Here is a 24,736-nt window from a genome sequence, read left to right as displayed (position 1 = left end):
TCTGTATTATTCAGCTTTATCAACAATCAAACTAATGTCTTCGATTCCTTTCAAATTCTTTGTTCGCATACCTTGCCAAACTTTTAGTTGATAGCGACCAGAGTCTTTTATTGGTAAATTTTCGCGATAAACCAACATCATTTCTTTTGTTGTCATTCCTTTACCAATCCAGCTTCCATCAGGATTTGCAATGTAATACTGTAAGGTATCAATCATTTCATTTCCTTTAGGATCGATGAATTTCGTGAACAAATATAAGTTACTATATTCATACGACGTATTATTTCTTAACACAAATCCAATGTTAACAGCCGAAGGTTTAGGATCTTTTACATCAAACGTAAAGGTTTGAGGCTGATTACTCTTCCATTCGTCTTTCACATCTTTTGTGTCTTGATAATAATGTTTAGCCTCGCAACTAAACAATAAAAAGACTAAAATAAAAAGCAAACTACTGTTGCGTATCATCTGGTTTTGGCCCACGATTAAATCTTTTTTTATTTCGATTCTTCGATTTATTTGGATTCGGTTGAGAATTATTTGCTTGATTCTCGTCCTTAGTTTTCGGTTTTTGTTCAGCATTTTGATTATTTTGCTGAGGTTGTTTTTTTGGTTGTTGAGTTGACTGATTAGCCTGATTTGTTTGATTATTTTGTTGGCTATTATTGCTCGGATTATTCGGTTTTCGCTTTTGTTGATTGCGATTGCGATTATTTCCTTGCGGCTTTTGCTGATCAGTATTTGGTTGAGCTTGTTGCTCTTTCGCCTGAGTTGGCTGTTGCTTCTCTTTTGGCTGATTTTGTTGTTGCTGATTCTGATTAGGATTCGAATTTTTGTTCGGTCTATTTTGATTATTCTTTTTAGACTGATTTGGATTCTTTCCTTGTTTATTTTCAAGACGATTCGCCTTATCTTTCGCTTCGTTAGGCTGTTTTTGTTTTGCCTTCTGAGGTTTTAGATTATTAGCATTCGCCGCAACTTTTTCGTTTCCAGAATTTTGATTATTCTTAATTCTTTTACGTTTTTTGTTTTGCTTTTCTTTACGTTCAAAACGTTCTAAAGAATCTTCACCAATTACATCTGTAAAATCTGGTTTAGATTCTTCTACATTTTTAGCTAAATCTTCTAAAGGTTCAGTTTTTTGACCTTTTGCAGTGATTGCTAAAAATTCTTGAATATCGTCTACCGAAAATTTGTACCAAACAATTCCTCCTTTGTCATAAGCAAACCACATTTCTTTCTTGAAAACGTCTATTTTAACACAATGTGCCCAACCTTTTTCAGTCTCGAAACGGCTTTCCATTGACGGAAAACTATTTAATGCATCTAAATATGAATCTAATTCAAAATTTAAGCAACATTTTAATTTACCACATTGTCCAGCTAACTTTTGCGAGTTAATTGACAACTGTTGATAACGTGCCGCAGCAGTGCTTACAGAGCGGAAATCTGTTAACCAAGTCGAACAACATAATTCGCGTCCACAAGATCCAATTCCACCAACTTTTGCTGCTTCTTGACGATATCCGATTTGTTTCATCTCAATTCTTACGCCAAATTTACCTGCGTATTCTTTGATTAATTGACGGAAATCTACACGTCCTTCTGCTGTATAATAAAATGTAACTTTCGCTCCATCTCCTTGGTACTCAACATCACAAATTTTCATTTCCAAATTAAGGTTTTTCGCCATAATTCGAGAATCAACCATTGTTTGTTTTTCTCTATCTCGAAACTCTACCCAAGTTTCTATATCTTTTTGGTTCGCTTTACGATAAACCTTCTTGACATCTTCCGCAGTCCACGAAAGATTCTTTTTTTTCATCTGGATTCTAACAAGCTCACCCGTAAGTGTAACAACCCCAATATCATGACCAGGTGTTCCTTCAACAGCGATTACATCGCCAATATTTAGAGATATGTTGTTTTCGTTTTTATAATAAAACTTTCGATCGTTTTTGAAACGAACTTCCACAAAATTGAACTTTTCTTGTCCATTTGGAAGTTGCATATTCGATAACCAATCAAAAACTGATAATTTTCCACAACCATCAGTGCCACAAGCACCATTATTGTTACATCCTTTCGGAAGGCCATTAGAAGTTCCACAAGATCCACATCCCATGCTTCTATAATTTTTTTAAATGACAACACAAAGGTATGAAAATATTTTTCTGAATTTGTGAAATCATTTCGGTTATGAAATTGATTTTAAATTGAATCAAAAACTTCTGAGAATGAATAGGTTTGGTCTAATCTAATACCTTTTTCTGTTAATTTTAACGTAGCTAATTCGTTGACATGATCGTGTTCAAAAAACAAAATATATTCATTTTCGACTGCTTTTTGTAAAAACGTTCCTTTTTCTTCAACTGTTATTAAAGGTCGTGTATCAAACCCAATCACATAAATTAGCGGAATATGTCCTACAGTTGGGATTAAATCTGCGATATAAACTATTTTTTTGCCTTTATAGGTAATAATTGGCAACATTTGTTTTTCGGTATGTCCATCTACAAATAAAATATCAAAACCAAGTGGAGAATTTTCTATAATTGCTCCATTTTGAGGTAAATCAATCAAATTAAGTTGTCCACTTTCTTGTAGAGGTAAAATATTTTCTTTCAGGAAAGATGCTTTTTCGCGAGGATTTGGATTTACAGCCCAATCCCAATGATTCGCATTTGACCAAAATTTTGCGTTTTTGAATGAAGCTTCTAAATAATCTTTCTCTTTGTTATATTGAATTGCGCCACCACAATGATCAAAATGTAAATGCGTCAAGAAAACATCTGTAATATCATCGCGATGAAATCCATGTTTGGCTAGAGAATTATCCAAAGTAGCATCGCCCCACAAATAATAAAACCCAAAGAATTTTGCATCTTGTTTAGTTCCGATTCCGGTATCAATTAATATTAATCGTTCGCCATCTTCGATTAATAGACATCTCATTGCAAGATCGATTAAATTTCTATCATCAGCAGGATTGGTTTTATTCCAAATCGATTTTGGTACAATACCGAACATTGCGCCGCCATCTAATTTAAAATTTCCTGTTTCTATTGAATATAATTTCATTTTTATGTGGTTTTATTTTGTTGAATTTTGCTTTCACGAAGATAAAAAATAGAATATTATTTAAAATAAATATCTATTATAGAATTGAACGACTTAAATTTGCAAAAATTTTGATACAATGGCAAAAGAAGTTCGTGTAAGATTTGCGCCAAGTCCAACAGGTGCGTTACACATCGGAGGAGTCCGTACTGCGTTATACAATTATCTTTTCGCAAAACATAATAACGGAAAATTCTTATTAAGAATAGAGGATACAGACCAAACACGTTATGTGGAAGGTGCTGAACAATATATTATCGATTCGTTGAAATGGTTAGGCTTAACTCCTGATGAAGGTGTTGGTTTTGGTGGAGACTTAGGTTCTTACCGTCAATCAGAGCGTAAAGAAATCTACAAACAATATGTAGACGAATTATTAGCTTCAGGAAATGCATATTATGCGTTTGATACGGCAGAAGAATTAGACGCTGCACGTGCAAAAGCAGAAGAAAATAAAGAAACATTTATTTATAACTGGTCGACAAGAGGAAATTTGAAAAACTCTTTATCGTTGACGGAAGATGAAACAAAAGCTTTAATTGAGAATGGAACACCTTATGTGATTCGTTTCAAAATTGATGATTCGCGTACAGTTTTATTGGATGATATGATTCGTGGAAAAATCACGATTGATGCAGCAACTTTAGATGATAAAGTTTTGTTTAAATCTGATGGAATGCCAACGTATCACTTAGCTAATATTGTGGACGATCATTTGATGGGAATTTCTCACGTAATTCGTGGAGAAGAATGGTTACCATCAATGGCTTTACACGAATTATTGTATGATGCATTTGGTTGGGAAGCGCCTCGTTTCGCACATTTACCATTAATCTTGAAACCAGAAGGAAAAGGAAAATTAAGCAAACGTGATGGAGACAAACACGGATTTCCAGTTTTCCCAATGGAATGGAAAACAGAAGAAGGAATTGCAAAAGGATACAAACAAGAAGGTTATTTTCCAGATGCAGTGTTGAATATGTTAGCTTTATTGGGGTGGAATTCTGGAACTGATCAAGAGATTTTTACAATGGAAGAATTGATTCAATTATTTTCATTAGAAAAAGTTTCGAAATCAGGTGCACGTTTTTCTCCAGAAAAAGCAACTTGGTTTAATCACCAATATTTACAACAAAAATCTGTTGAAGAATTATTGCCATCTTTCGAAGAAGTTTTAAAAGAAAACGGAATTGAAGCTAATCCAGCTTTAGATGCAAAAGTGGTTGAATTGTTAAAAGAAAGAGCAAACTTTGTAAAAGATATTTTCGAACAAGGTCAATTCTTTTATATAGCTCCTTCTACTTACGACGAAAAAGCAGCTAAAAAAGCTTGGAAAGATGATTCGAAAGAGATTTTAGGAAAATTTGTTGAAGTTTTAAATTCATCAGAATTTTCTTCAGAAGTTTTACACGATGCAATGGCAGAATTTGTTACAGCTCAAGAAATTGGATTTGGAAAAATCGGAATGCCTTTACGTCTTAGTTTAGTTGGTGCGTTACAAGGACCAGATGTTCCTGTAATTATGGCAATTTTAGGAAAAGAGGAAACAATTGCGCGTATCAACAAAGCGATTGAAGTTTTAGGATAAAATTATTTCTATCATAAATAAGAAAGCCATTTGCATTGCAAATGGCTTTTCTGTTATAAATTGATTTTGACTTCGTCTAATTGATTAAGTTCTTCTTGAGAGAATATTCGATAATTGACTTTAAATGTTTTGCCAAGCGGAACTTCTAACGAAAAACCTCCTGCGCCAATCGCATCAATGACATCTAATTCGAAATGTGCATGTTTCCAATATTCGAATAGATCTTTATCAATCCAAAATTCAACTCCATCAATTTCTCCAATGCAAACATCTTTGTATCGAAGATAAAATTCTCCTTTTCTGAAACATTGCGGTTGCGTTCCTTCACAGCAACCTCCAGCTTGATATAGCATCAAATCGCCATGTTTTGCTTTTAATTCATTCAATAAATTAATCGCTTTTTCTGTTGCATCAACACGTTTCATTTTTTGAGATTTTTAATTAATTATTGATTTAGAAGAAACCTAATTTCTTTTTGCTGTAAGAAACTAACATATTTTTAGTTTGACGATAATGGTCTAACATCATTTTGTGGTTCTCACGTCCAATACCAGATTGTTTATAACCTCCGAAAGGCGCTCCAGCAGGATAACTATGATATTGATTAACCCAAACACGACCAGCCTGAATAGCACGTGGAACTTGGTACAATTGATGTGCATCACGCGTCCAAACACCAGCTCCTAAACCATAAATTGTGTCATTAGCAAGTTCAATCGCTTCTGCCTCATCTTTGAAAGTTGTTACTGCTAATACAGGTCCAAAAATCTCTTCTTGGAAAATACGCATCTTGTTATTTCCTCTAAACAATGTTGGTTTGACGTAATAACCATTTTCGATATCTCCTTGTAAATGATTAGCATCTCCACCAGTTAAAACTTCTGCACCTTCTTCTTTTCCTAATTTAATATAACTTAAAATTTTGTCATACTGAATTTGAGAAGCTTGCGCACCAATCATTGTTTCAGGATCAAGAGGATTTCCTGCTTTAATCATATTTACACGCTCCACAACTCGTGCAATAAACTTATCATAAATAGATTCTTGAATTAATAATCGCGAAGGACACGTACAAATTTCACCTTGATTAAGAGCAAATAAAACAGCACCTTCAATCGCTTTGTCTAAGAAATCATCATCATGATCCATCACAGATTCGAAGAATACGTTTGGCGATTTTCCACCTAATTCTAACGTAACTGGAATAATATTTTCTGTTGCATATTGCATCACGAAACGCCCTGTAGCAGTAGATCCTGTAAATGCAGCTTTCGATACTTTAGGATTTGTCACCAATGCGCGACCTAATTCTCCACCGAAACCATTTACAATGTTCACAACTCCTGGAGGTAATAAATCTCCAATTAATTCGAATAAATATAAAATCGAGATAGGAGTAGATTCAGCAGGTTTTAAAACCACACAGTTTCCAGCAGCCAAAGCAGGAGCTAATTTCCAAACCGCCATCAAAATTGGGAAGTTCCAAGGAATAATTTGCGCAACAACACCAATTGGCTCATGGATAATAATTGAAACAGTATCTTTATCTAATTCGTTGATAGAACCTTCCTCAGCACGAATAACTGAAGCAAAATATCTGAAATGATCGATAGCTAAAGGAATATCAGCATTCAACGTTTCGCGAACAGGTTTTCCGTTATCGTAGGTTTCTACAGCCGCAACATTTTGTAAATTTTCTTCGATTCGATCTGCAATTTTATTCAAAATAATGCTTCGTTGCGTTGGCGAAGTTTGACTCCAACTTTTGAAAGCTTCGTGAGCAGCATCTACCGCTTTTACTAAATCTTCTTCCGAAGAATGCGCAGCTTTTGTAAAAACTTTTCCAGTAAGTGGTGTTACAACATCAAAATATTTTCCGTTTGTAGGTGGCGTAAATTGACCATTGATGTAATTGTCATAATGATCTTTGAATGTAGGTACATTAACTAAGTTTCCCATTTTATTAAAATTTTTTGTGAATTGAATTTTCTCTAATTTATTCAAAATTGTTCAATAATTATGTTTAGAAAAAGTTAATTCTATTTGGTATAAAATTTGTACATTTGGCATCCGTCAATTATTTATTGACAATTTACTTTATGGGGCTGACTGGTTTTGACAGCAGGGCCAATGGGTAAGTAAGCATGCAGTGATAGGTTGTGTACTCACTTTAATCAGGCACTTCAACTTTTTAACTGGCAACGAAGAGTACGCTTTAGCTGCATAATTCTGAATTTTAGTAAGAATACGCCACGTCTATACTAGGTATAGAAGCTGAATGTCCCTCAAAAGCCTTGACTTACGGCGTTTGATACAGGGACACGGGAAAGTAAGAATAGAAACCTTAGTGCATCGGATAGGTTTCGAGATTTTAGATGATAAGCGGATGACAGAGTGTTTATTCTCAGGATTTCGTCGAAAATTAATAATAAACTAAGCATGTAGAAAGCTTATTTGTTGCTTGTTTGGACGCGGGTTCGAATCCCGCCAGCTCCACACAAACAACTTTTATAAACACTAAAAGCTGTTAAACCCTCTAAAATAGAGGGTTTTTTTATGTCCATACTTTTTGGAATTATATAAAAATTGGTGGAAAAACGCTATTTCATCCCCTAATTCATCCCCTCGTATATCAGCTTTAATCCCTCTCATAGAAAGGAATTTTAAAAAAATGATATATGATAAAGACAACATTTGTATTGAAAGAGCCAAAGAGTAGCTCAGAAACGATTATTTATTTGGTCATGCGTTGGGATGGTCTACAGATGAAAATCTCAACTAAACAGAAGGTTAATCCGAAGTTTTGGAATAAAGAAAGGTTGAAGGTCAAGGAAACTATTTCAGAAAAGAATCATCAACATATAAACAAAGAATTGGTCGAAATTGAAAAAGTAGCTTATAAAATGTTTAACAGTTTTACAGATACCTTCAAGAGAAAACCAAATTCGGAAGAGTTAAAGAATTTGATTGAACAGGAATATTTTCAGAATAATCCAATGTTTAAGAAAGTCGATAAGAAAACAATTTTAGATTATTTTGATGACTACATTGAGACTATAAAATCTACAACAGCTCATACAACAGTTCAAAAGTATAAACAAGCCAAAGAAAATTTTAAAGATTTTCAGAAGGATAAGAAGCGTATTTGTAATACTGAGATGATTGATTTGAAATTTAGAAATGAATATGTAGAGTATTTAATCGAGACTAAGAAGTATGCTCCGACTACTGTTTATCGTAAAATGAAATTTTTGAGAACTGTTTTATATTTTATTGAGAATTTAGGTATCAAGGTTAATCCATTTTTGCATAATAGTAGATTTTTGACAAAGGATATCGAAGTAGATAACATTGCTTTGAGTGAAAGTGAGATAGATGAAATGGAGAAATTAAACTTATCTGATAACAAAAGATTGGAACAGGTAAGAGATTTGTTTTTAGTTGCATGCTATACAGGTCAACGATTTTCAGACCTCAACAAAATAAATCAATCAAACATTATTGACGATGAGTACATAGCTATACGACAGCAGAAAACAAATGAGCAATTAACTCTTCCATTGTTGAAAGTTGTAAAAACAATTCTTGTAAAGTATAGTTATAAACTTCCGAAGATATCTAATGTCAAGTTCAATGAGTACATCAAAGAAGTTGCTAAACTATGCGAAACACTCAATAAGCAGTACAACGGTGACAATAAAAAAGTGAGATGGCAGATGATAAGTAGCCATACAGCAAGAAGAACGTTTGTAACGCTTAATTATGGAAAAGGAGTTGATTTAGATACGTTGAAACTCGGTACAGGACACAAGCAAACTAAAACACTACAAACATATATTAAGATGAACGATAAGCAGAAAGCAGATTTGTTGAGGTCGAAACTTGAGCCAAAAAGAAAATAAAATTATGAAAAATAGATTTGAACATTTAGATGAATTAAAACAACATCTTAACCAGCTTAGGAACTTACAAAGCGATAAGGTTATGAAGGCTCTTGATATTGAATATACGTATGAAAGTAATAGGATAGAGGGAAACACTTTGACACTACAAGAAACAGCTCTTGTAATAGAAAAAGGTTTAACGATTGGAGGAAAGTCTTTGAATGAGCATTTAGAAGCAGTTAATCATCAAAACGCAATTGAATATATCAAAGACCTTGCAAAGCAAAATGAAACAATTACGGAAAGAGATTTATTGCAAACCCATTATTTAATTCTGCAAGGAATCAATAACGAACAAGTGGGAAAGTATAGAAATTTACAAGTATTGATTTCGGGAGCAAAGCACGTTCCACCTCAACCATATTTAGTTCAAAAGGAAATAGAAAGTTTGTTTTTATGGTATAATGAGAATAAAGACAAATTGCACCCAGTCGAGCTAAGTGCTGAAATGCACGAACGTTTAGTAACTATACATCCTTTTATAGATGGAAACGGACGTACTGCAAGATTATTGATGAATTTAATCTTATTACAAAATGGTTTCCCAATTGTAATTTTAAAAGGCGATATAGATAGTAGGTTAAAATACTATTCTGTTTTAGAAACTGCACAAGTCGAACGTAACAAAGAACCTTTTATTAATTTTATTATTCAAAATTTAGAAGAAATGTTACAACGAATGATTAGAATATTGGGAAACTTGTAAACTTGTAATTTTTGTAAGAAGCTACTATGGTAGATTACAGGCTCAGGAGATAAAGAAGAGGTTTTATATAGTAAAACAGTCCTGAGCCTTTCGATAATAATATTTAACTGCTATTTTTACAATATTACAAAAGTTACAAAAAATACATAATATGGAAAAACCTACTGTTTATAATTTTCAAATTGTTACTGAAGAAGGTTATAAAGATATAGAAAGAGAGAGTTTGTCTAGGAAAGTTCGTTTTAATAAAAGCTATAGTAAAGGTTTCTTATATGATTTAGAATTCCCTTTTAATGAATTTAGAATTTCTAAGAAAGCAGAATCTTTGCTTGATGATTTATTTAAATCATATGGTTTAGTTGAGCTAAAAGGAAAGTTTTTACAATTAGGGATTCAATACCAATATAATTTTATTAAAAAGTATAACACAATTAGTACTGAAGAAGAGAAAAAGATGCTTCAAGAATTTATTGATGCTCAATCAGAATTGAAACGGCTCAAAAATATTCTTAGTGATGATTTTAATTCTACAGAAGATCTTGTAAAAATTGCTTTTACTCCAAAATCAACATCTGAAGAAGTTGTTAGAATTAGTAATTTTTTCGCATTATTTTCAATAACTCAGAATTTAAAAGAATTATTAACCGATGAATATATCGAATCCTATATGACAAAAGTAGAAATTGATAAAGTAACTCATATAATTCTAAAACATAGACTCTATTCAGAAGTTGAAAAATTGCTTTCTGAAGTAGATGAAAAAATAAAATTTATTGTAATTTTTTGTCACATCTTCCAAATTCCATGTGTTAAAGGTGTTTTTTCAAATTGTAATTTAAACGAAACTACTCTTTCTTCATTCTATAACAAAAGATATTATGATGCTGTAACAAAGGCTATGAGTGGAGAGTCTAAGTAAAAATAATTAAAAAATTAGTCTCCGTTCAATTCTTCAGCTTTCGCTCTAAACTTGCAATAAAGAAAGAACGAATCTTTCTAGGATAAAAAAAATCATTTTATAATGAAAGAAAAATTTTTGAACGTAGAGTTCGTAAGAAATCCATTCTTAAATGGAAATTTTAGTAAGTTAGAGATACACTCTAACGTAGATTTGAAAACAACTTCTAAAAAAGAAGAAGTAGAAATTTCACAAGGAGAGTTGGAGGATTCACAGGCGGAGGTAGAAACTACCACGGAAGACATTACATTTGAAATACCTGAGGATGGGAAATTTCCACAGGAGGTGTTTGACTTGGCTCCTGATGTGTTAAAACCTTTATTAGAAACCTTTACAGGGCGAGAGAAGGATATCGTTCTCCTCTCAAGTTTAACGCATCTTAGTGCGATTTTCCCAAAAGTATTTGGCTATTATAGAGATGAGTTGTTCTTTCCAAATCTCTACTTATTTGTTATTGGGCAAGCAGCTACAGGTAAATCGAAGTTATCGATTGGAGAGAAAATTATTCAAAAAGTAAAAGAAGAAATTCTAACAAAAAATTCTAACTTCTTTATTCCAGCGAATAGCAGTAGTGCAAAATTACAAGAAAAATTGTCGAATTCGTTCTCGGATGGGAGTTATATCCATGATAACGAGGCTGATACTTTGTCTTTTGTATTAAAGAAGGAGTGGGGGGACTACTCAGAGATATTACGTAAAGCATTCCAACACGAACGCATTAGTATTTCTCGTAAATCTTATCCAGAAATTATATGCGATAACCCAAGGTTAACGGTGGCTATCTCAGGAACTGGAGAACAAGTAAAACCATTGATACAATCAAGAGAAAATGGGTTGTTCAGCAGGATTATGTTCTACACCTATTCAGAAAGATCAAAATGGAATGATGGGTCATACGTGGGTAATCGTAGGCAAGAAATTCATATTCTGAACGATTACTTATTCAAGGTGTACGAGGTTGTTAATTCTTTAGAGCGTGAATTTTATTTAAACGAGGAACAACTTGCAGATTTTAATAATTTCTTTGAAGGTTATTTTAAAGCAGTACAAGAAATTGATGAAAATCTAGTAGATATTGTGTTGCGACAAGCAATAATGATGTATCGTTTGTTGATGATTTATACTGTTTTGGAGAATACCGAAGAATTTTCTGATGAAATGGATAGATTTGAATGTTCTGACAGAGCTATTGATTTTATAAAAGTTATTCTGCCTTACTTACTAAGAAATTCTTTAGATACGGCTAGTTTATATGATAAATCAATTGATTTGAAGGCTTCTGAGTCTGAAATTTTACAATTGCTACCTCAAAATTTTAAAAGAGGAGAAGCGGTAAAAATTGTCGTTGAGAAACTTTCGGTTAGTGTTAAGACTGTAGATAATGCATTAAAAAGGTTATTAAATAAAAAGGCATTGACTAAAGTTGGTACCACTTATTCAATAGTTAATTAGAAAATAAGGAGGTTTTTTACCTCCTTATTTTTTTACAAATCAAAAAATACAACATAGGTTACAAATAATATATTGTTCTATCTTTGCAATAATAATATATTGTAAAATTAACGTGAAGCGTTAACTAATTTTCTATTGTAGGTATCTGGTCATTTTAAAAATTAATATATAGAATGAGCTGATTCTCATGTCCTTTTTTATTAAAAGGGTTTGTGTTTCACTTATCTATGCCTCAAGGCTTACTAGATCCCCCTATAGATAGATAATAGTTCCGAGCCTACGCCTTCTTTTCTAATCAAAATCATCTATTTAGGTTCATTAGATACTACATTTATATGAGTGAAATTTTATTGATTTTTTCATCTTTAATGTATATAATATGTTTTTACATTTACATGGAGGCATGGGAGAATAATGATTTATATTTTATCGATTCTGTAATTTCAAGGATTCCGATAATATGTTCGATAATTGTTCCATTTGTAATTATAACATATGTAACAGGTTTACACGTATTTCAGATATTCATTATAAATGCTATTGTATTTTTCATGTATGCGAGAAAAATTACTAGGAAATTTTTAGAAAAATTTTCTAGTGGTAAAGGATTAGGCTATGATTATATGTTGATATTTATTATTGCAACAATGATTCTCATAGTAGGGGTAATTTTTAATAAAGAGATAGAGAGTAAAACATCTATTGCAATAATTATTTTTATAACACTTCTTACTGTTATCTACTTTAATAGTAAAATTTTTTCTAAGTCAAATCTTTTGATTAAATATCAAGATTTGATTTCAAGTTTATTATCCATAAATAAAATAGAGGTTATTCGTAACAAGTCTGGAATTACAACATTAGGTTATATTGAGTTAGATGATAACTATGTTTTAATAACTATAACAGAAGGGATTAATAAAATACATGTCAATTATGAATCTAATGATAAATTCAATGGAATATTTACTAAAGAATGGACTTTTTTTGATAATAAAAATCAAACTGAGATTTTTAAGGAAATAGATATACAAACTTTTTTAGATTCAAAAAATATAGAATATTATAGAAAAAAATATAAACATTCAATTAATAATAGCGCTTACTAATATGAAAAATAAATTTATTTTAAATCTTTCAAGTTTTTTAGGTTTAGTTATACTTTACTTAATTCCTTTATTATTTTTCTTCTCTATTTTAACTTCAGGAGAAAAATATACACCTAATTTTTTCGATAAAAACCCTGCTATAACATTTTTATTAACCTTTGGATTATTTTATTTATCAAGAATTGTAATAAGACCGATTTATAGGTTTAAAAAATATTTAATTAGATATAATAACAATGAAATTTCAGACTTTGAATTTAATAAATATTGGCTGAAAAGTAGAAATTCTGCAATAGTAGTAAGTTTGTTAATTTTTACAATTCCATTTTTAATACCTCATTTTTATTGTTTAAAAGAATCAAGAATTGGATAAGGGGGTTTAAATGAAAATACTGTGAATAACACAATTTATATCATTATCTAAACAGAAAAGAATTATAGTATAAATATAAACCTCAGCTAAAAATTAGCTGAGGTTTTTTGTATTTGTAAAAATTGTACACTTTGTAACTCTGTAATCTATAATAATAAATCAATATATCTTCTATTTATATGTAAGCACAGGAGGATTAAAAAAGGTATTGTAAAATAGAATTAAACTAAAAAACAAAATACATATATAAAATAATAAGCTTACAAGATTTACAATGTTACAAAAAGTACAAAAACTGCAAATTCAACAGATATCTCCTTTACATCTCCTGAGCTTGAAAGCTATCTTGAAACTTAAATAGAAACAGCGGACAAAATCTATATTAACATAACTTGTTGTTATAGTCGCCTACGGGCTATCGGGGACAAGCCCACTATAACCAAATTATGTTAAATATATTTTGGACAATGTTGTTTGTAGTATATTACACTACTAAATCGGTTTTGACAGAAATAATTTTAACCAATAGTGTAAAAGGTTTTTATTTAAAAATGTTATCTATTTCACTATTTCCAGATTTTCCATTAAGTATATTTTTCAGATTTTTCAGGTCATTAATACTCTCTAATTTAATACTTGTTGAGATATTAGGACATCCAAGAGATACTTTAAAATCTCCATTTTTTATACCATAAAAATTAAGTATACATTCTGCCGAAAATTCACTGATAAATTTTTTGTAAAACAAATAACTTTCTTTTTCCATAACTCTAATACGAGTTATCTCTTTTTCAAATTCTTTATTGTGAGTTTTATTTAATTCAGCCCATTCAATTGCTTTTTGAACTCCTGAAATCAAAGATTTTTTATCATTTGATCCTACATAAAAAGACTTGTTGTTTTCAGTTATAGTAGATCCCATGAAGCTTTCAACTTTTCTTGAACTTTCGACAAATATCCCTCCATTTGTTAATTGAACAACCTTTATATTTTGTGACAAACAGAATGAAGAAATTGTAATAAAAATAGTTAGTAAAATATTTTTCATTAATTAAAAGATTTTGATAAATGTATTAAATAATGAGTTAAAAACTTCAAACAATAATTAACTCCTTTTAAATTAATACTACATACCTTACAATTCCTACAAAATTTTTTTATAAAATTTTCGAACACGTAAACTACCCTCGAATAACCCCCGCCTATTTTTGGAAGATTTGGAATCCCCCGCACCACTTTTTAATAGAATGGTTTTTTCTGGTGGATTTATTCATCCTCCTGTGATTCTAAATTAATGTTTAACAAACGTAGATGTAAACGAACTTGCTTGTTTTTGATACTAAATCATCAACAAAATTTATCTCTACTCTAAAATCTTATAGCCAAAAATGAAGGTGTCAGAAATTAAAATCTCATATATGAATGAAGTAGATGAGAAAATCAAAGTAATGGGAAGTAGTGAAGTTTATCAAGTTCTTAAAGCGAATTGGGATTTGGATACAATTGAACTTCAAGAAGAGTTCAAAATATTACTACTAAATCAAGGAAATCAAGTTTTAGGAATTAAAAGCATGTTTAAAGGTGGAATAAACACTTGTAGCATTGATGTAAGGTTAATTATGGGAATGGCATTAAAAGCTAACGCATCTGCTCTTGTAATAACTCATAACCATCCAAGTGGAAACTTAAATGCGAGTGAATCAGATAAACGAATAACTTCTAAAATCAAAGAGTGTTGCGAGTTATTTGATATTCGATTGTTAGACCATATTATTATGGCTAAAAATTCATACCTTAGTTTTGCAGACGAAGGAATTCTTTGATTTAAATAAAATATACGAGTAGGGTTGAAGATGATAATTAGTGGAAATCATCCCCGATTTCATCCCCTTTAGAAGGTTTTTAGAGCTAAGGTATTGATATGTAATGCATATCCTTAATCCCGCCAGCTCCACAAACCTCCTTTAAAAAGTTTTAAAGGAGGTTTTTTTATTAAGAAAACTAAGGTTCCCAAATAATACGTGTCATCACATCAAGGTTGGTTCCGGTATGTTTGGTGATAGGAACTCCAGTAACCAAACCAATCATTAAATTGTGTTGAATAGCCAATCTAATTTGAGGTCTTAAAGTATAATGAAATCCATCGCGGTCAATATCCATATTATTTTCAAGTCCAATAAAGTTTTTCGAATTTGGAAAAACATACATCATACTTGCGTTTATAGTCGCTCCAATATCTATTTTTTGCTCTTTATAATGATGTTCAAAAACAGGACCTGTATAGATTAACGTGTTGAAATTTTTAAAATTTTTTGCTCCAATAAAAACAGGATTCATTTTCATACCCGTAAATACAGAACCTTGATGTCTTAATTCTTTAAAATTATTAAACTCAAATTCATGAACATAAGCCACAGCCAAAGATATTTTTCCTTTTTCATTTACCAAAAAAGTATATTGAGTTGCTAATTTTAAACCTTCAATTTTATTGTTCGGAACATAAATAGAGCCATCGTTATTATCGCTTTTGTGATTAAAAGAAAAAGGTACTTCAACCTCCAATCCCAAACGATCTGCAACAGCCCATTCATACTCAATAAAACCATTATATTCATTATATCCTTTTTTCGAGGTAACTCCAAATCCTACATTTATCTCAGCTTCTCCTTTTCGTGCGCCCAAATCACGCATCAAATCTGTATAGAGAGGTTCTGCATGTTCAACTTTAGGTTTTAATGTTTTTTGTTGAGGTTGAATGGTGATAATTGAATCATTTTTCGTCTGAGCTATCGTAGTAATTGTTAAGAAAGTGCTTGTAATTATTGTTAAGAAAAATTTCATTTGTTTATTATTTTGAGACAAAGGACAAAGAAGATTTAGGAAGAAATTAGGAATTGAAGTTTTACCCCTTTAAAAATCTAACCTATTAAATTTTGAAGTTTTTTGATACTTATCATTTTAAGAATAATAAAAACTATCTTATCTTAGTCGATGAATTAACACCACATTTAAGACAATCAAACAATTATGAGTTCCTACGAATATTATAACTTTCCGATACAGTTGATAAACGGTTTTTTAGATGATTCTAAAAAAGTTTTGATTGATATTTCACATTATTGTATTTATAGAGTTTTTATAGATAATTTCGAGAAATATTCGGGTTCTTTTACAGGTTATCAGAAGGCTTGTGATGATTTTGGAATCGAATTTAAAAATGTTGCAGCAGCTTATCAAAATGGTAAAGATTTGTATGAAGCAACAATAGATAAAAGTCCAATGGTTGGAATGACTTCTGAAATGTATTGGGATTATATGACCAATGAAAAATCTGAATTTGAGAAGGTTTTACTGCTTGGAGATCTTGCTTTTAAAAGCATTTTAGGTGCAAAATCATATATAAAATTGGATAATAAATATTGGTTTAGCCGAATGAATGGTTCTGTAAAATCAATTGCGAAAGAAGAAATTTCTCCAAAACTTCAACGTTATTTGAACGAATATCAAACCAAAAAAATTAAGAATCAATTAATTGCTGGTTGGGGATTAGCTTCGTATTCAAGATATAATCGCGGGTTTTATGTGAGTTATAAAATGACTTTGGATGATTTGGCTTATCACGCAGAAAAGATTAGAAAATCTACCCAAGATAAAAAGATCAAAAATGATGTAAAATCTGCTCACGAAAAAGCATTAGAGAGATTGGAAAAGGAAGGAAAAATGAATTAAGATTTATTTTTTACATAAAGCAAAAGTCCATCAAAATTTTGATGGACTTTTTATATAGCTAATGTTTTAATCTATATTTCTTTTACTGTAATAATATTTACAGGGCAAGCTTTGGCAGCACGTTCGCAATTATCTGCGATAGAATGATCAGGATCTTTCAACGTATGGAAACCTTTTTTATCAATCGCTTTTAATAAAACAGATTTACCATCTTTTTTTGACATTCTGAATCGTTCTGGTGCTAACTCATAACAATAGTTGCATCCGATGCATTTATCGCGTTGTAACGTAATAATGACCATTGATAACTATTTTTTAATGAGAATAAGCGCCTTCTTCAACACTATTTTGTTGTGTTCCTGGCTCTTCTACTTTTACTAATTTGTATAATTTATCAGAAGGACGAATTCTAAATTCCATCGGAATTGTAATCGAATCACCTTTTTTAGCTGTATCAGATTTTACATCTTCCACCATCATTTCTGTAACCACCATTTCTTTGGCTCCAGTTGTTGGTCCTGTTACTAAAATCAAATCACCAACTTTCAAATCATACGCATCAATTACAAATTGACCAATGCTTGGTTTTGGGAAGAAATGAACTCCTTTTCCGATGTAAACTTTTTTCTGAGTTGCCATAGAACCTGGAACAGCAGACCATTCTCCTAATTTTTGACCTAAATAATATCCAGACCAAAAACCACGATTATAAACAGTTTGCAATAATCCCATCCAGTAATCCACTTTTTCTTTCGAATATGTTTTATCCGCAATAGAATCAATCGCTTCTCTATAAGCACGAATCACAGTTGCAACGTATTCTGGAGCACGTCCGCGACCTTCAATTTTCAATACTTTTACACCTGCATCAACCACTTCGTCCAAAAATTCCATTGTACAAAGGTCTTTTGGTGACATCATGTATTCGTTATCTAATTCGATTTCGAAACCAGATTCTTGGTCGATTACCGTATATTTTTTACGACAGTTTTGTTTACAAGCTCCACGATTTGCAGAAGAATTATGCGAATGTAAGCTCAAGTAACATTTACCAGAAACAGCCATACACAGTGCTCCATGACCGAAAATTTCGATTTCAACTAAATTTCCACTTGGTCCACGAACATCATCTTTAATAATTTGTTCACAAATCTTTTTCACTTGTTTCAAACTCAATTCACGCGACAATACCATTGTATCAGCAAACATTGCATAGAATTTTACTGTTTCGATATTCGTAACGTTAATTTGTGTCGAAATATGAATCTCAATCCCAATTTGTCTTGCATAAGCAATAACCGATTGATCCATCGCAATAACAGCCGTAATATTAGCTTCTTTTGCTCTGTCCAATAAGTTTTTGATTAAAGATAAATCGTGATCGTATATAATTGTATTTAAAGTAAGGTAAGAACGCACACCTTTTTCCTCACAACGTTTTACGATTTCTGGTAAATCGTCCATTGTAAAGTTTATTGATGCTCTCGCACGCATATTCAACTGCTCAACTCCGAAATATACAGAATCAGCTCCGTTATCTAAAGCCGCTTGTAATGATTCGAAATTCCCAGCAGGAGCCATCAACTCCATTTTTCCATCTTTGGTCATACGAAAATTCTGATTTTAAGGTGCAAAGGTACAAAAAATATAAGTTTATACTGAATATAAATTAAATATGATTGAAAATGAGTTTTTTAACTGATAAAAAATGTTAAATGAAAATTCTATATTTTTTTGACTGAAAAAGAATTAATTTTGCAAAATGTTAATAGAAAGTCTTCAAAATCCAAGGATTAAAAACTTGCTGAAATTGCAAGAAAAATCAAGAGAACGTAAAAATCAAGGTTTATTTATTGTGGAAGGAACACAAGAAAATGAATTAGCTATAAAAGGTGGTTACGAAGCTGTTGAAATTTATATTTGCGAAGATATTTATAACAAATCAATTGATTTTGGACAAGCGAAAGTCTTTACAATTACTAAACAAGTTTTTGAAAAATTAGCATACAGAAAATCGACAGGTGGAATAATTGGTGCCTATAAAACGAAATCTTCTACATTAACGGATTTACAATTGCCAGAAAATGCGTTGGTTGTTGTGTTGGAAGCGGTAGAAAAACCAGGAAATCTTGGTGCAGTTTTGCGAACTGGAGATGGAGCAAAAGTAGATGCTGTAATTGTTTGCGATGAAACAGTGGATTTTTTCAATCCAAATGTGATTCGTTCTTCGGTTGGAACATTGTTTACTAATCAAATTGCATCGGCGAGTAAAGAGGCTGTTTTAGAGTTTTTAAAATCTCATTCAATTCAAGTTGTTTCCACATTTTTAAGAGAAGAAACGAAGAATTTATACAAGACTGATTTCACAAAATCTTCAGCGATTATTTTAGGAACAGAAGCGACAGGGCTTTCGAATTTTTGGGCTGATCATTCAGATTCGTTGATTAAAATTCCGATGTTAGGTTTTGTAGATTCGCTAAATGTGAGTAACGCAGCAGCGATTTGTGTTTACGAAGCTGTGAGGCAAAGACAATAAGATAGATTATAATAAAAATAAAAGCCACTTCTTTCGAAGTGGCTTTTATTTTTATTTTTTACCGAATAGTTTACTAAAGAAAGAGTTTCCTTTATTATGATTTTCACCATATCCGTACCCATATCCGTATCCATATCCGTATCCTTTTGTAAAGTCAACATCGTTAACAACCATTGCCATATTTTTGAGACGGTTATCTTGATATAATTCTTTAGGAATAGCCAGCATTCGTTTGTCCAAATAATTAGCACGAACAACGTACATTGTAATATCTGCACTATCAGAAATTAATAAAGTATCAGTAACTAAACTAACAGGGGCAGTATCTATTAATACATAATCATAGTTTGCCTTTCCATACTTGACAATATCATCAAAACGTCCGTTCATCAATAGCTCTGAAGGATTTGGAGCTACCTGTCCAGAATAAATAACATCAAATTTGTAATCAGCAGGATTTTTGATGATGATATCACTAATATTAATATCATTTGAAATCAAATATTCTGTAACACCATATTTGTGTCTGTATTGATCAGTAATTCCTAAATAATCTAAAACTTTAGGACTTCTAATATCTGCTCCAATTAATAAAACAGATTTACCTGACATTGTTAATATTTGAGCTAAATTAGTTGATATAAATGTTTTACCTTCTCCGCTTGTAGTAGAAGTTATATAGATAGACTGAGGATCTGTTGAATTTTTAAGTAAAAAATTCATGTTTGTTCTAAGAATTCTAAAAGCTTCAGCAACACTAGAATTATCATTTTGCTCGATAATAGAAATATCACTTTTAGGTACTTGTCCAGCAATTGGAGCTCCAACTGCATCTTCAACATCCTCTTTAGAGTTTACATTATTATTCAATAATTTATAAATATATATACATATAAATGGAATAACTAATCCTAGAATTAGAGCTCCTAATAATATAATACTTTTCTTAGGTGAAACGGGAATCTTAGAATCATAAGCATAGTCAATAACTTTTATATTATCTGGTGTAGCAGCTGCTTTTATTTCGTTCTCTTCACGTTTTTGTAATAAGAATAAATATAAAGCTTCAACAATTTGCTGTTGACGAGAAATATCTCTAAAACCACGTTCTTGACTTGGTACTTTTTGAATTCTGCTCGCAATTTGATTTTGTTTAGATTGAACAGAATTTAACATTGTTTGAGTGTTATTTCTATATAATCTCAAACTATTCTTCAAGTTTCTTTTTACATCATTAATTTGCTCTTGTAATTTGATCGCGTTAGGGTGATCTTTTGTTACAGATTTTAACATATCTTCTTTAGCGAGAACTAATTCATTGTATGAAGATATTTCTGCTGAGATAGATTTATCTTCTAATCCAATATTAGAAGGTAGTAAATCAGTCTTAGAAGAATTTAGAGCAGAGTTCATATAGTCAACTAATTGTAGTTGAGTAGATGATTCTAAAAGTTTCTTTTCGTTATCTGCGGCACTTTCTAAAAAGATATTCGCTTCTGAAGTAACATCTGTAATATTATTTTGAACTTTATAACGTTCAAGATTTTTATCAACTCCACGTAAATCGTTTGTAACAATTTGTAGGCGATCATCAATAAATTTAGAGGTAGCTTCTGTTAATTTATGATTATCACTTACTAAATCTTCATTATAAGTTGTAATAAGATCATTTATTAACTTCTTAGATATATCTGGAACAGGACCAACCAAAGAAAAATTAATAATTTTTGAACTCTTCTCAGTATTTGGAGAAATACTCAATGAGTTTTGATATGCATTAACAATTCTATCAATAGAATTTAAATTAATTTGATATTCAAAACCAATATGTTTTCCTAAGCTTCCATTTGGACTAATTATAAAACTTCCAAAGTCTTCTGTAATCTTTTGTCCAAAAGAATATTCCTTTATAACACTTGTTTTTTTATTTTCAAGTTTAAATTTAGTGTTCGATAATATACTTACAATAAAACTATTATTGTCTAAGCTTTCATTGGCTTTATCGTTCTCATTTAATAAAATGAATTTTATGGGAGATTTTTCTTGTTGTAATTGAATTTCTGCAACTCGACCTACGCTAAAATATTGTATATTAAAGTTATTTTTTTGAATTACTTTAGTTAATAATCTTCTAGACTTTAGTACATCAATTTGATCACCAACTTCTGCGCTTCCTCCAGAACCACCTCCAAGCATAGCTTGATCCATTAAACCAGCTAATTCTCCTGTTGAAGATTCTTTTTCGTTCAATAATATTTTAGCTGAAACTTGATATTGTTTTTGTGTATATTTAACATATAAAAAGGCTATAATTAAAGAAATAATGACTCCAAAAACAAACCATTTCCAATAGTATAAATATTGCTCTAAAATTTGCCTGATATTAATAGTTTCTTCAGACTCATCGAAGTATTGGTCTTCTACTTTGTTTTTATTTTTACTCATTTTTATTTAGAAATAACAGCAATTACAGATATTATAACACCAGCAACAGATATCCATAAAGAATAGTTTGGTGTAAATTTAGATGATGAAATTTTTGCATTATTTGGTTCTACATAAACAACATCATTTTGTGCTAAATAGTAAACAGGGGAGTTTAGTATTTCTTTAGATGTTAAATCGACATTATAGGTTTGTTTTTGTCCATTTTGTTCACGGATAACCATAATATTTTTTCTTACACCATTAATTGTTAAATCTCCTGCCATTCCTAATGCATCAAGAATACTTACTCTTTCATTTGGAATTGTAAAATTACCAGGTCTAACAACTTCACCTAAAACAGTGATTCTGAAATTTGTGAAATTTATATTAACACCAGGATTTACAATGTACTTTGATATCTTAGATTTTAATTCGTTTTCAGCTTCTGTTCTAGTTAATCCTCCAACTTTTACATTACCTATTAAAGGATAGTTGATATACCCATTTTCATCAACAGTATAAACTTTTGCATAAGGATTATTTTGCATTCCAGAATTTACTTGATAAATACTTTGTTGATTAAAAGGTTCTGTTGCTTTGATATCAGCAGCACTAACACTAATAGCTAATATGTCAGAAGATTGAATTTTAGGGATATACTGTTCGAAATTTGTAGTAGACTGTTGGTCTCCACTTAAATAAACTAATTCCTTTTTTGACGCACAAGATGAAATTGTGAGAATAACTATTACAATTAGGAGATTAAAAATTTTATTTTTCATAAATTAAGTTATCAAGTTTTTCAAATTCAGAGTTTTGAGATTTAAATTCTGGTACTATCTCTTTTATTTTAGCTACTAAATGCATGACTTGTTCATGTTTTTCTATAGTTGAAGACATTGAGCATAACTCTTCAATCAACTTTTTATTATCTTGACATTTTGAAGTATTTACTTTAGCAATCATTATTTTTTCATGATGTGTTTTAACTGTATTTTCATCATTGGCTAATAATTCTTCATAAATTTTTTCACCTGGACGTAAACCTACAATTTTTATATCAATTTCTTCAGGATATTTAAATCCACTAAGTCTAATCATCCTTTTAGCAAGATCAATAATCTTCATAGACTCGCCCATATCAAATACAAAAATCTCGCCACCTTTTCCCATTATTGCTGCTTCAAGTACTAACTGACACGCTTCTGGTATTGTCATAAAAAAACGTGTAATATCAGGATGAGTTACAGTTAATGGACCTCCGTTTTCCAATTGACGCTTGAATAAAGGTATTACAGATCCATTAGATCCTAACACATTACCAAATCGTGTGACAATATAATTAGTTTTAGAAATTTCATTTGTACAATTTACATAAATTTCGGCAACTCGTTTAGTTGCGCCCATCACGTTTGTAGGATTTACAGCTTTATCAGTAGAAACCATTACAAACTTTTCAGCACCAAATTCATTTGCTAAATCAGCAATTATTTTTGTTCCATAAATATTTGTGTTGATCGCCTCATAAGGAAATTTTTCCATCAACGGAACATGTTTATATGCAGCTGCATGAAAAATAATTTGCGGATGATATTTATCAAAAAGGCTTAACATCCTTTTTCGATCTCTGACACTCGAAACGATATAATCTATTCTATTTTGTTTTTCTTCAGAAATTTCATTTTTCAAAGATTGCTGAACATCGTAAAGAGCTGATTCTGCTTGATCAATTAAAATTAGTTGAGCAAAATCCATCATTGCAAGTTGTCTTGAAATTTCACTTCCGATAGACCCTGCGGCTCCTGTAACAAGAATTACCTTATCTTGTACATTTTCGTTAATGATTGGGTTTTTAAGTTTGATAGATTCACGACCTAATAAATCTTCAATTTTTAATTGTTTGATTTGAGCAGGTTTATATGTTCCATCAATCCAATTAGAAATAGGCGGAATTATTTTTATATTTACATTCAAATCTTCTAATGATTTGGATAGATTTAATAATTGATTCGTTTTAATATTTTGAATAGAAATAATAATTTCTGAAATATCATTTCGTTCAATGAATTTATCATCAATATCATTTATAGAATAAATTTTTACACCATCTATAAATGTTCCAATTTTAGAAGGTTTGTTATCAATAAAACCTACAACTTTATAATTAAACTGAGTATCATTTTGTAAAATATCTCGAGTAATTAATCCTGAATCTCCCGCACCATAAATCAATATTTTTTGTTGAGCTTTATTTTTAGAGAAAAAATAATCATAAATCCATTTGTAATATAATCTAGCAATAACCATTACTACGGTTGAAATGAATAAATGAACAAAAATAACAGAGTAAGACATTCTGAAAACATATGAAGTAATAGTGTTTTCTGAAATAGTAGATTCAATAAATTGTCTATAGATAAAAGAGATGAAGAAAAGAATCAGAAAAGCAGTTGTATTGGAAACAAAAACATTTTCGGCATCTTTTAGTCCAGTTTTTTTTACAATTCCTTTATATGTTTTAAAATACAAAAAACATATAGTATAAACTGCTACAACAAATGGTAATTTAAATAATAATTTTTCTAAGCTAAAAGAATTTAGAAAGCTATTAAGTATAAAATTGGTTATTACATAGCTAAAGAAAACTATAAGTATGTCTAGCACTAATACTACCCATCTAGGAGCATTAAAGTGTTGGTTAAAAGGATTCAATATTTTAGTAATTTAAGTGGTGATAAAGATAATAAAAAAATCAGGAATAGAGACTCCGAAAACTGGAAAAATCTACCCCTGA

22 protein-coding genes and 1 other RNA gene are annotated in these 24,736 nt (G+C 30.8%); 11 read left to right on the top strand and 12 right to left on the bottom strand.

The genetic code is table 11. The features are described from left to right. Nucleotides 1–6 precede the first annotated feature (6 nt). The 3 genes from N5D90_RS06155 to N5D90_RS06145 form a co-directional block, all read right to left on the bottom strand. Nucleotides 7–468, bottom strand: a complete 462-nt coding sequence (locus tag N5D90_RS06155; RefSeq protein WP_084106949.1) for a gliding motility lipoprotein GldH — start codon at nucleotides 466–468, stop codon at nucleotides 7–9. Further along, the gene (locus N5D90_RS06150) at nucleotides 452–2,125 is read right to left on the bottom strand and encodes a regulatory iron-sulfur-containing complex subunit RicT (RefSeq protein ID WP_280061917.1); all 1,674 of its coding nucleotides are present in this window, start codon (nucleotides 2,123–2,125) and stop codon (nucleotides 452–454) included. Before N5D90_RS06150 ends, N5D90_RS06155 begins: the two co-directional genes overlap by 17 nt. Before the next feature lie 86 nt (nucleotides 2,126–2,211). Next, a complete protein-coding gene (locus N5D90_RS06145) occupies nucleotides 2,212–3,081 on the bottom strand; it encodes an MBL fold metallo-hydrolase (protein ID WP_280061916.1) in 870 nt (289 codons plus the stop codon). Between the two features lie 118 nt (nucleotides 3,082–3,199). Here N5D90_RS06145 and gltX point away from each other — a divergent pair, with 118 nt between their 5' ends. Further along, the gene (gene gltX / locus N5D90_RS06140; protein WP_280061915.1) at nucleotides 3,200–4,708 is read left to right on the top strand and encodes a glutamate--tRNA ligase; all 1,509 of its coding nucleotides are present in this window, start codon (nucleotides 3,200–3,202) and stop codon (nucleotides 4,706–4,708) included. A gap of 53 nt (nucleotides 4,709–4,761) precedes the next feature. Here the strand turns inward: gltX and N5D90_RS06135 are convergent, their stop codons facing one another. Together N5D90_RS06135 and N5D90_RS06130 are read right to left on the bottom strand one after the other, a co-directional pair. Next, the gene (locus tag N5D90_RS06135; RefSeq protein ID WP_180905490.1) at nucleotides 4,762–5,133 is read right to left on the bottom strand and encodes a DUF779 domain-containing protein; all 372 of its coding nucleotides are present in this window, start codon (nucleotides 5,131–5,133) and stop codon (nucleotides 4,762–4,764) included. A 28-nt stretch (nucleotides 5,134–5,161) separates the two neighbouring features. Then, the gene (locus N5D90_RS06130) at nucleotides 5,162–6,667 is read right to left on the bottom strand and encodes an aldehyde dehydrogenase (RefSeq protein ID WP_280061914.1); all 1,506 of its coding nucleotides are present in this window, start codon (nucleotides 6,665–6,667) and stop codon (nucleotides 5,162–5,164) included. A 142-nt stretch (nucleotides 6,668–6,809) separates the two neighbouring features. Between N5D90_RS06130 and ssrA the strand changes: the two genes are divergently transcribed. The 7 genes from ssrA (at nucleotide 6,810) to N5D90_RS06095 (ending at nucleotide 13,250) form a co-directional block, all read left to right on the top strand. Beyond that, nucleotides 6,810–7,207, top strand: a transfer-messenger RNA (tmRNA) gene (gene ssrA, locus N5D90_RS06125). A 179-nt stretch (nucleotides 7,208–7,386) separates the two neighbouring features. Continuing rightward, nucleotides 7,387–8,610, top strand: a complete 1,224-nt coding sequence (locus N5D90_RS06120) for a site-specific integrase (protein ID WP_280061913.1) — start codon at nucleotides 7,387–7,389, stop codon at nucleotides 8,608–8,610. After that, nucleotides 8,591–9,358 carry a Fic family protein gene (locus N5D90_RS06115; RefSeq protein WP_280061912.1) on the top strand — a complete coding sequence of 256 codons (768 nt, stop codon included), beginning with the start codon at nucleotides 8,591–8,593 and terminating at the stop codon, nucleotides 9,356–9,358. The genes N5D90_RS06120 and N5D90_RS06115 overlap by 20 nt, the downstream gene beginning before the upstream one ends. A gap of 151 nt (nucleotides 9,359–9,509) precedes the next feature. Further along, nucleotides 9,510–10,277: a hypothetical protein gene (locus N5D90_RS06110; protein ID WP_280061911.1), complete on the top strand. Its 768-nt coding sequence runs from the start codon at nucleotides 9,510–9,512 to the stop codon at nucleotides 10,275–10,277. Nucleotides 10,278–10,379: 102 nt separating this feature from the next. After that, the gene (locus tag N5D90_RS06105) at nucleotides 10,380–11,768 is read left to right on the top strand and encodes a DUF3987 domain-containing protein (RefSeq protein WP_280061910.1); all 1,389 of its coding nucleotides are present in this window, start codon (nucleotides 10,380–10,382) and stop codon (nucleotides 11,766–11,768) included. 335 nt (nucleotides 11,769–12,103) lie between these two features. Next, the gene (locus N5D90_RS06100) at nucleotides 12,104–12,877 is read left to right on the top strand and encodes a hypothetical protein (protein ID WP_280061909.1); all 774 of its coding nucleotides are present in this window, start codon (nucleotides 12,104–12,106) and stop codon (nucleotides 12,875–12,877) included. Nucleotide 12,878: 1 nt separating this feature from the next. Further along, nucleotides 12,879–13,250 carry a hypothetical protein gene (locus N5D90_RS06095; protein WP_280061908.1) on the top strand — a complete coding sequence of 124 codons (372 nt, stop codon included), beginning with the start codon at nucleotides 12,879–12,881 and terminating at the stop codon, nucleotides 13,248–13,250. Between the two features lie 541 nt (nucleotides 13,251–13,791). On the opposite strand, the gene N5D90_RS06090 is transcribed toward N5D90_RS06095, so the two are convergent. Continuing rightward, a complete protein-coding gene (locus N5D90_RS06090) occupies nucleotides 13,792–14,298 on the bottom strand; it encodes a hypothetical protein (RefSeq protein ID WP_280061907.1) in 507 nt (168 codons plus the stop codon). A gap of 370 nt (nucleotides 14,299–14,668) precedes the next feature. On the opposite strand from N5D90_RS06090, the gene N5D90_RS06085 reads away from it, so the two are divergent. Further along, nucleotides 14,669–15,073, top strand: a complete 405-nt coding sequence (locus tag N5D90_RS06085) for a JAB domain-containing protein (RefSeq protein ID WP_244957982.1) — start codon at nucleotides 14,669–14,671, stop codon at nucleotides 15,071–15,073. A 178-nt stretch (nucleotides 15,074–15,251) separates the two neighbouring features. Here the strand turns inward: N5D90_RS06085 and N5D90_RS06080 are convergent, their stop codons facing one another. After that, complete coding sequence (locus tag N5D90_RS06080; RefSeq protein ID WP_280061906.1) at nucleotides 15,252–16,091, bottom strand: HAEPLYID family protein; 840 nt, start codon at nucleotides 16,089–16,091, stop codon at nucleotides 15,252–15,254. A 186-nt stretch (nucleotides 16,092–16,277) separates the two neighbouring features. Here N5D90_RS06080 and N5D90_RS06075 point away from each other — a divergent pair, with 186 nt between their 5' ends. Next, entirely contained in the window at nucleotides 16,278–16,979 is a 702-nt protein-coding gene (locus N5D90_RS06075) for a hypothetical protein (protein WP_280046197.1), read from the top strand. Nucleotides 16,980–17,050: 71 nt separating this feature from the next. Here the strand turns inward: N5D90_RS06075 and N5D90_RS06070 are convergent, their stop codons facing one another. Next, nucleotides 17,051–17,281: a ferredoxin gene (locus N5D90_RS06070; protein WP_038336269.1), complete on the bottom strand. Its 231-nt coding sequence runs from the start codon at nucleotides 17,279–17,281 to the stop codon at nucleotides 17,051–17,053. A gap of 13 nt (nucleotides 17,282–17,294) precedes the next feature. After that, nucleotides 17,295–18,587, bottom strand: coding sequence for a peptidase U32 family protein (locus tag N5D90_RS06065; RefSeq protein ID WP_038336270.1), 1,293 nt, complete (start codon nucleotides 18,585–18,587; stop codon nucleotides 17,295–17,297). 154 nt (nucleotides 18,588–18,741) lie between these two features. On the opposite strand from N5D90_RS06065, the gene N5D90_RS06060 reads away from it, so the two are divergent. Further along, complete coding sequence (locus tag N5D90_RS06060; protein ID WP_280061905.1) at nucleotides 18,742–19,515, top strand: RNA methyltransferase; 774 nt, start codon at nucleotides 18,742–18,744, stop codon at nucleotides 19,513–19,515. A gap of 51 nt (nucleotides 19,516–19,566) precedes the next feature. On the opposite strand, the gene N5D90_RS06055 is transcribed toward N5D90_RS06060, so the two are convergent. From N5D90_RS06055 to N5D90_RS06045, 3 genes are read right to left on the bottom strand one after another with little or no spacing between them, the layout of a single operon-like run. After that, nucleotides 19,567–21,960 (bottom strand): tyrosine-protein kinase family protein, encoded by a 2,394-nt coding sequence (locus N5D90_RS06055; RefSeq protein WP_115002247.1) that lies wholly within the window; start codon nucleotides 21,958–21,960, stop codon nucleotides 19,567–19,569. 2 nt (nucleotides 21,961–21,962) lie between these two features. Beyond that, nucleotides 21,963–22,724 (bottom strand): polysaccharide biosynthesis/export family protein, encoded by a 762-nt coding sequence (locus N5D90_RS06050; RefSeq protein ID WP_280061904.1) that lies wholly within the window; start codon nucleotides 22,722–22,724, stop codon nucleotides 21,963–21,965. Beyond that, nucleotides 22,714–24,654, bottom strand: a complete 1,941-nt coding sequence (locus N5D90_RS06045; protein WP_280061903.1) for a nucleoside-diphosphate sugar epimerase/dehydratase — start codon at nucleotides 24,652–24,654, stop codon at nucleotides 22,714–22,716. The genes N5D90_RS06050 and N5D90_RS06045 overlap by 11 nt, the downstream gene beginning before the upstream one ends. Nucleotides 24,655–24,736 lie beyond the last annotated feature (82 nt).

This window comes from Empedobacter sp. GD03797, from assembly GCF_029842105.1.
Classification (GTDB): Bacteria; Bacteroidota; Bacteroidia; order Flavobacteriales; family Weeksellaceae; genus Empedobacter; species Empedobacter falsenii_C.
This window is presented reverse-complemented; position numbering and strand designations above follow the sequence as displayed.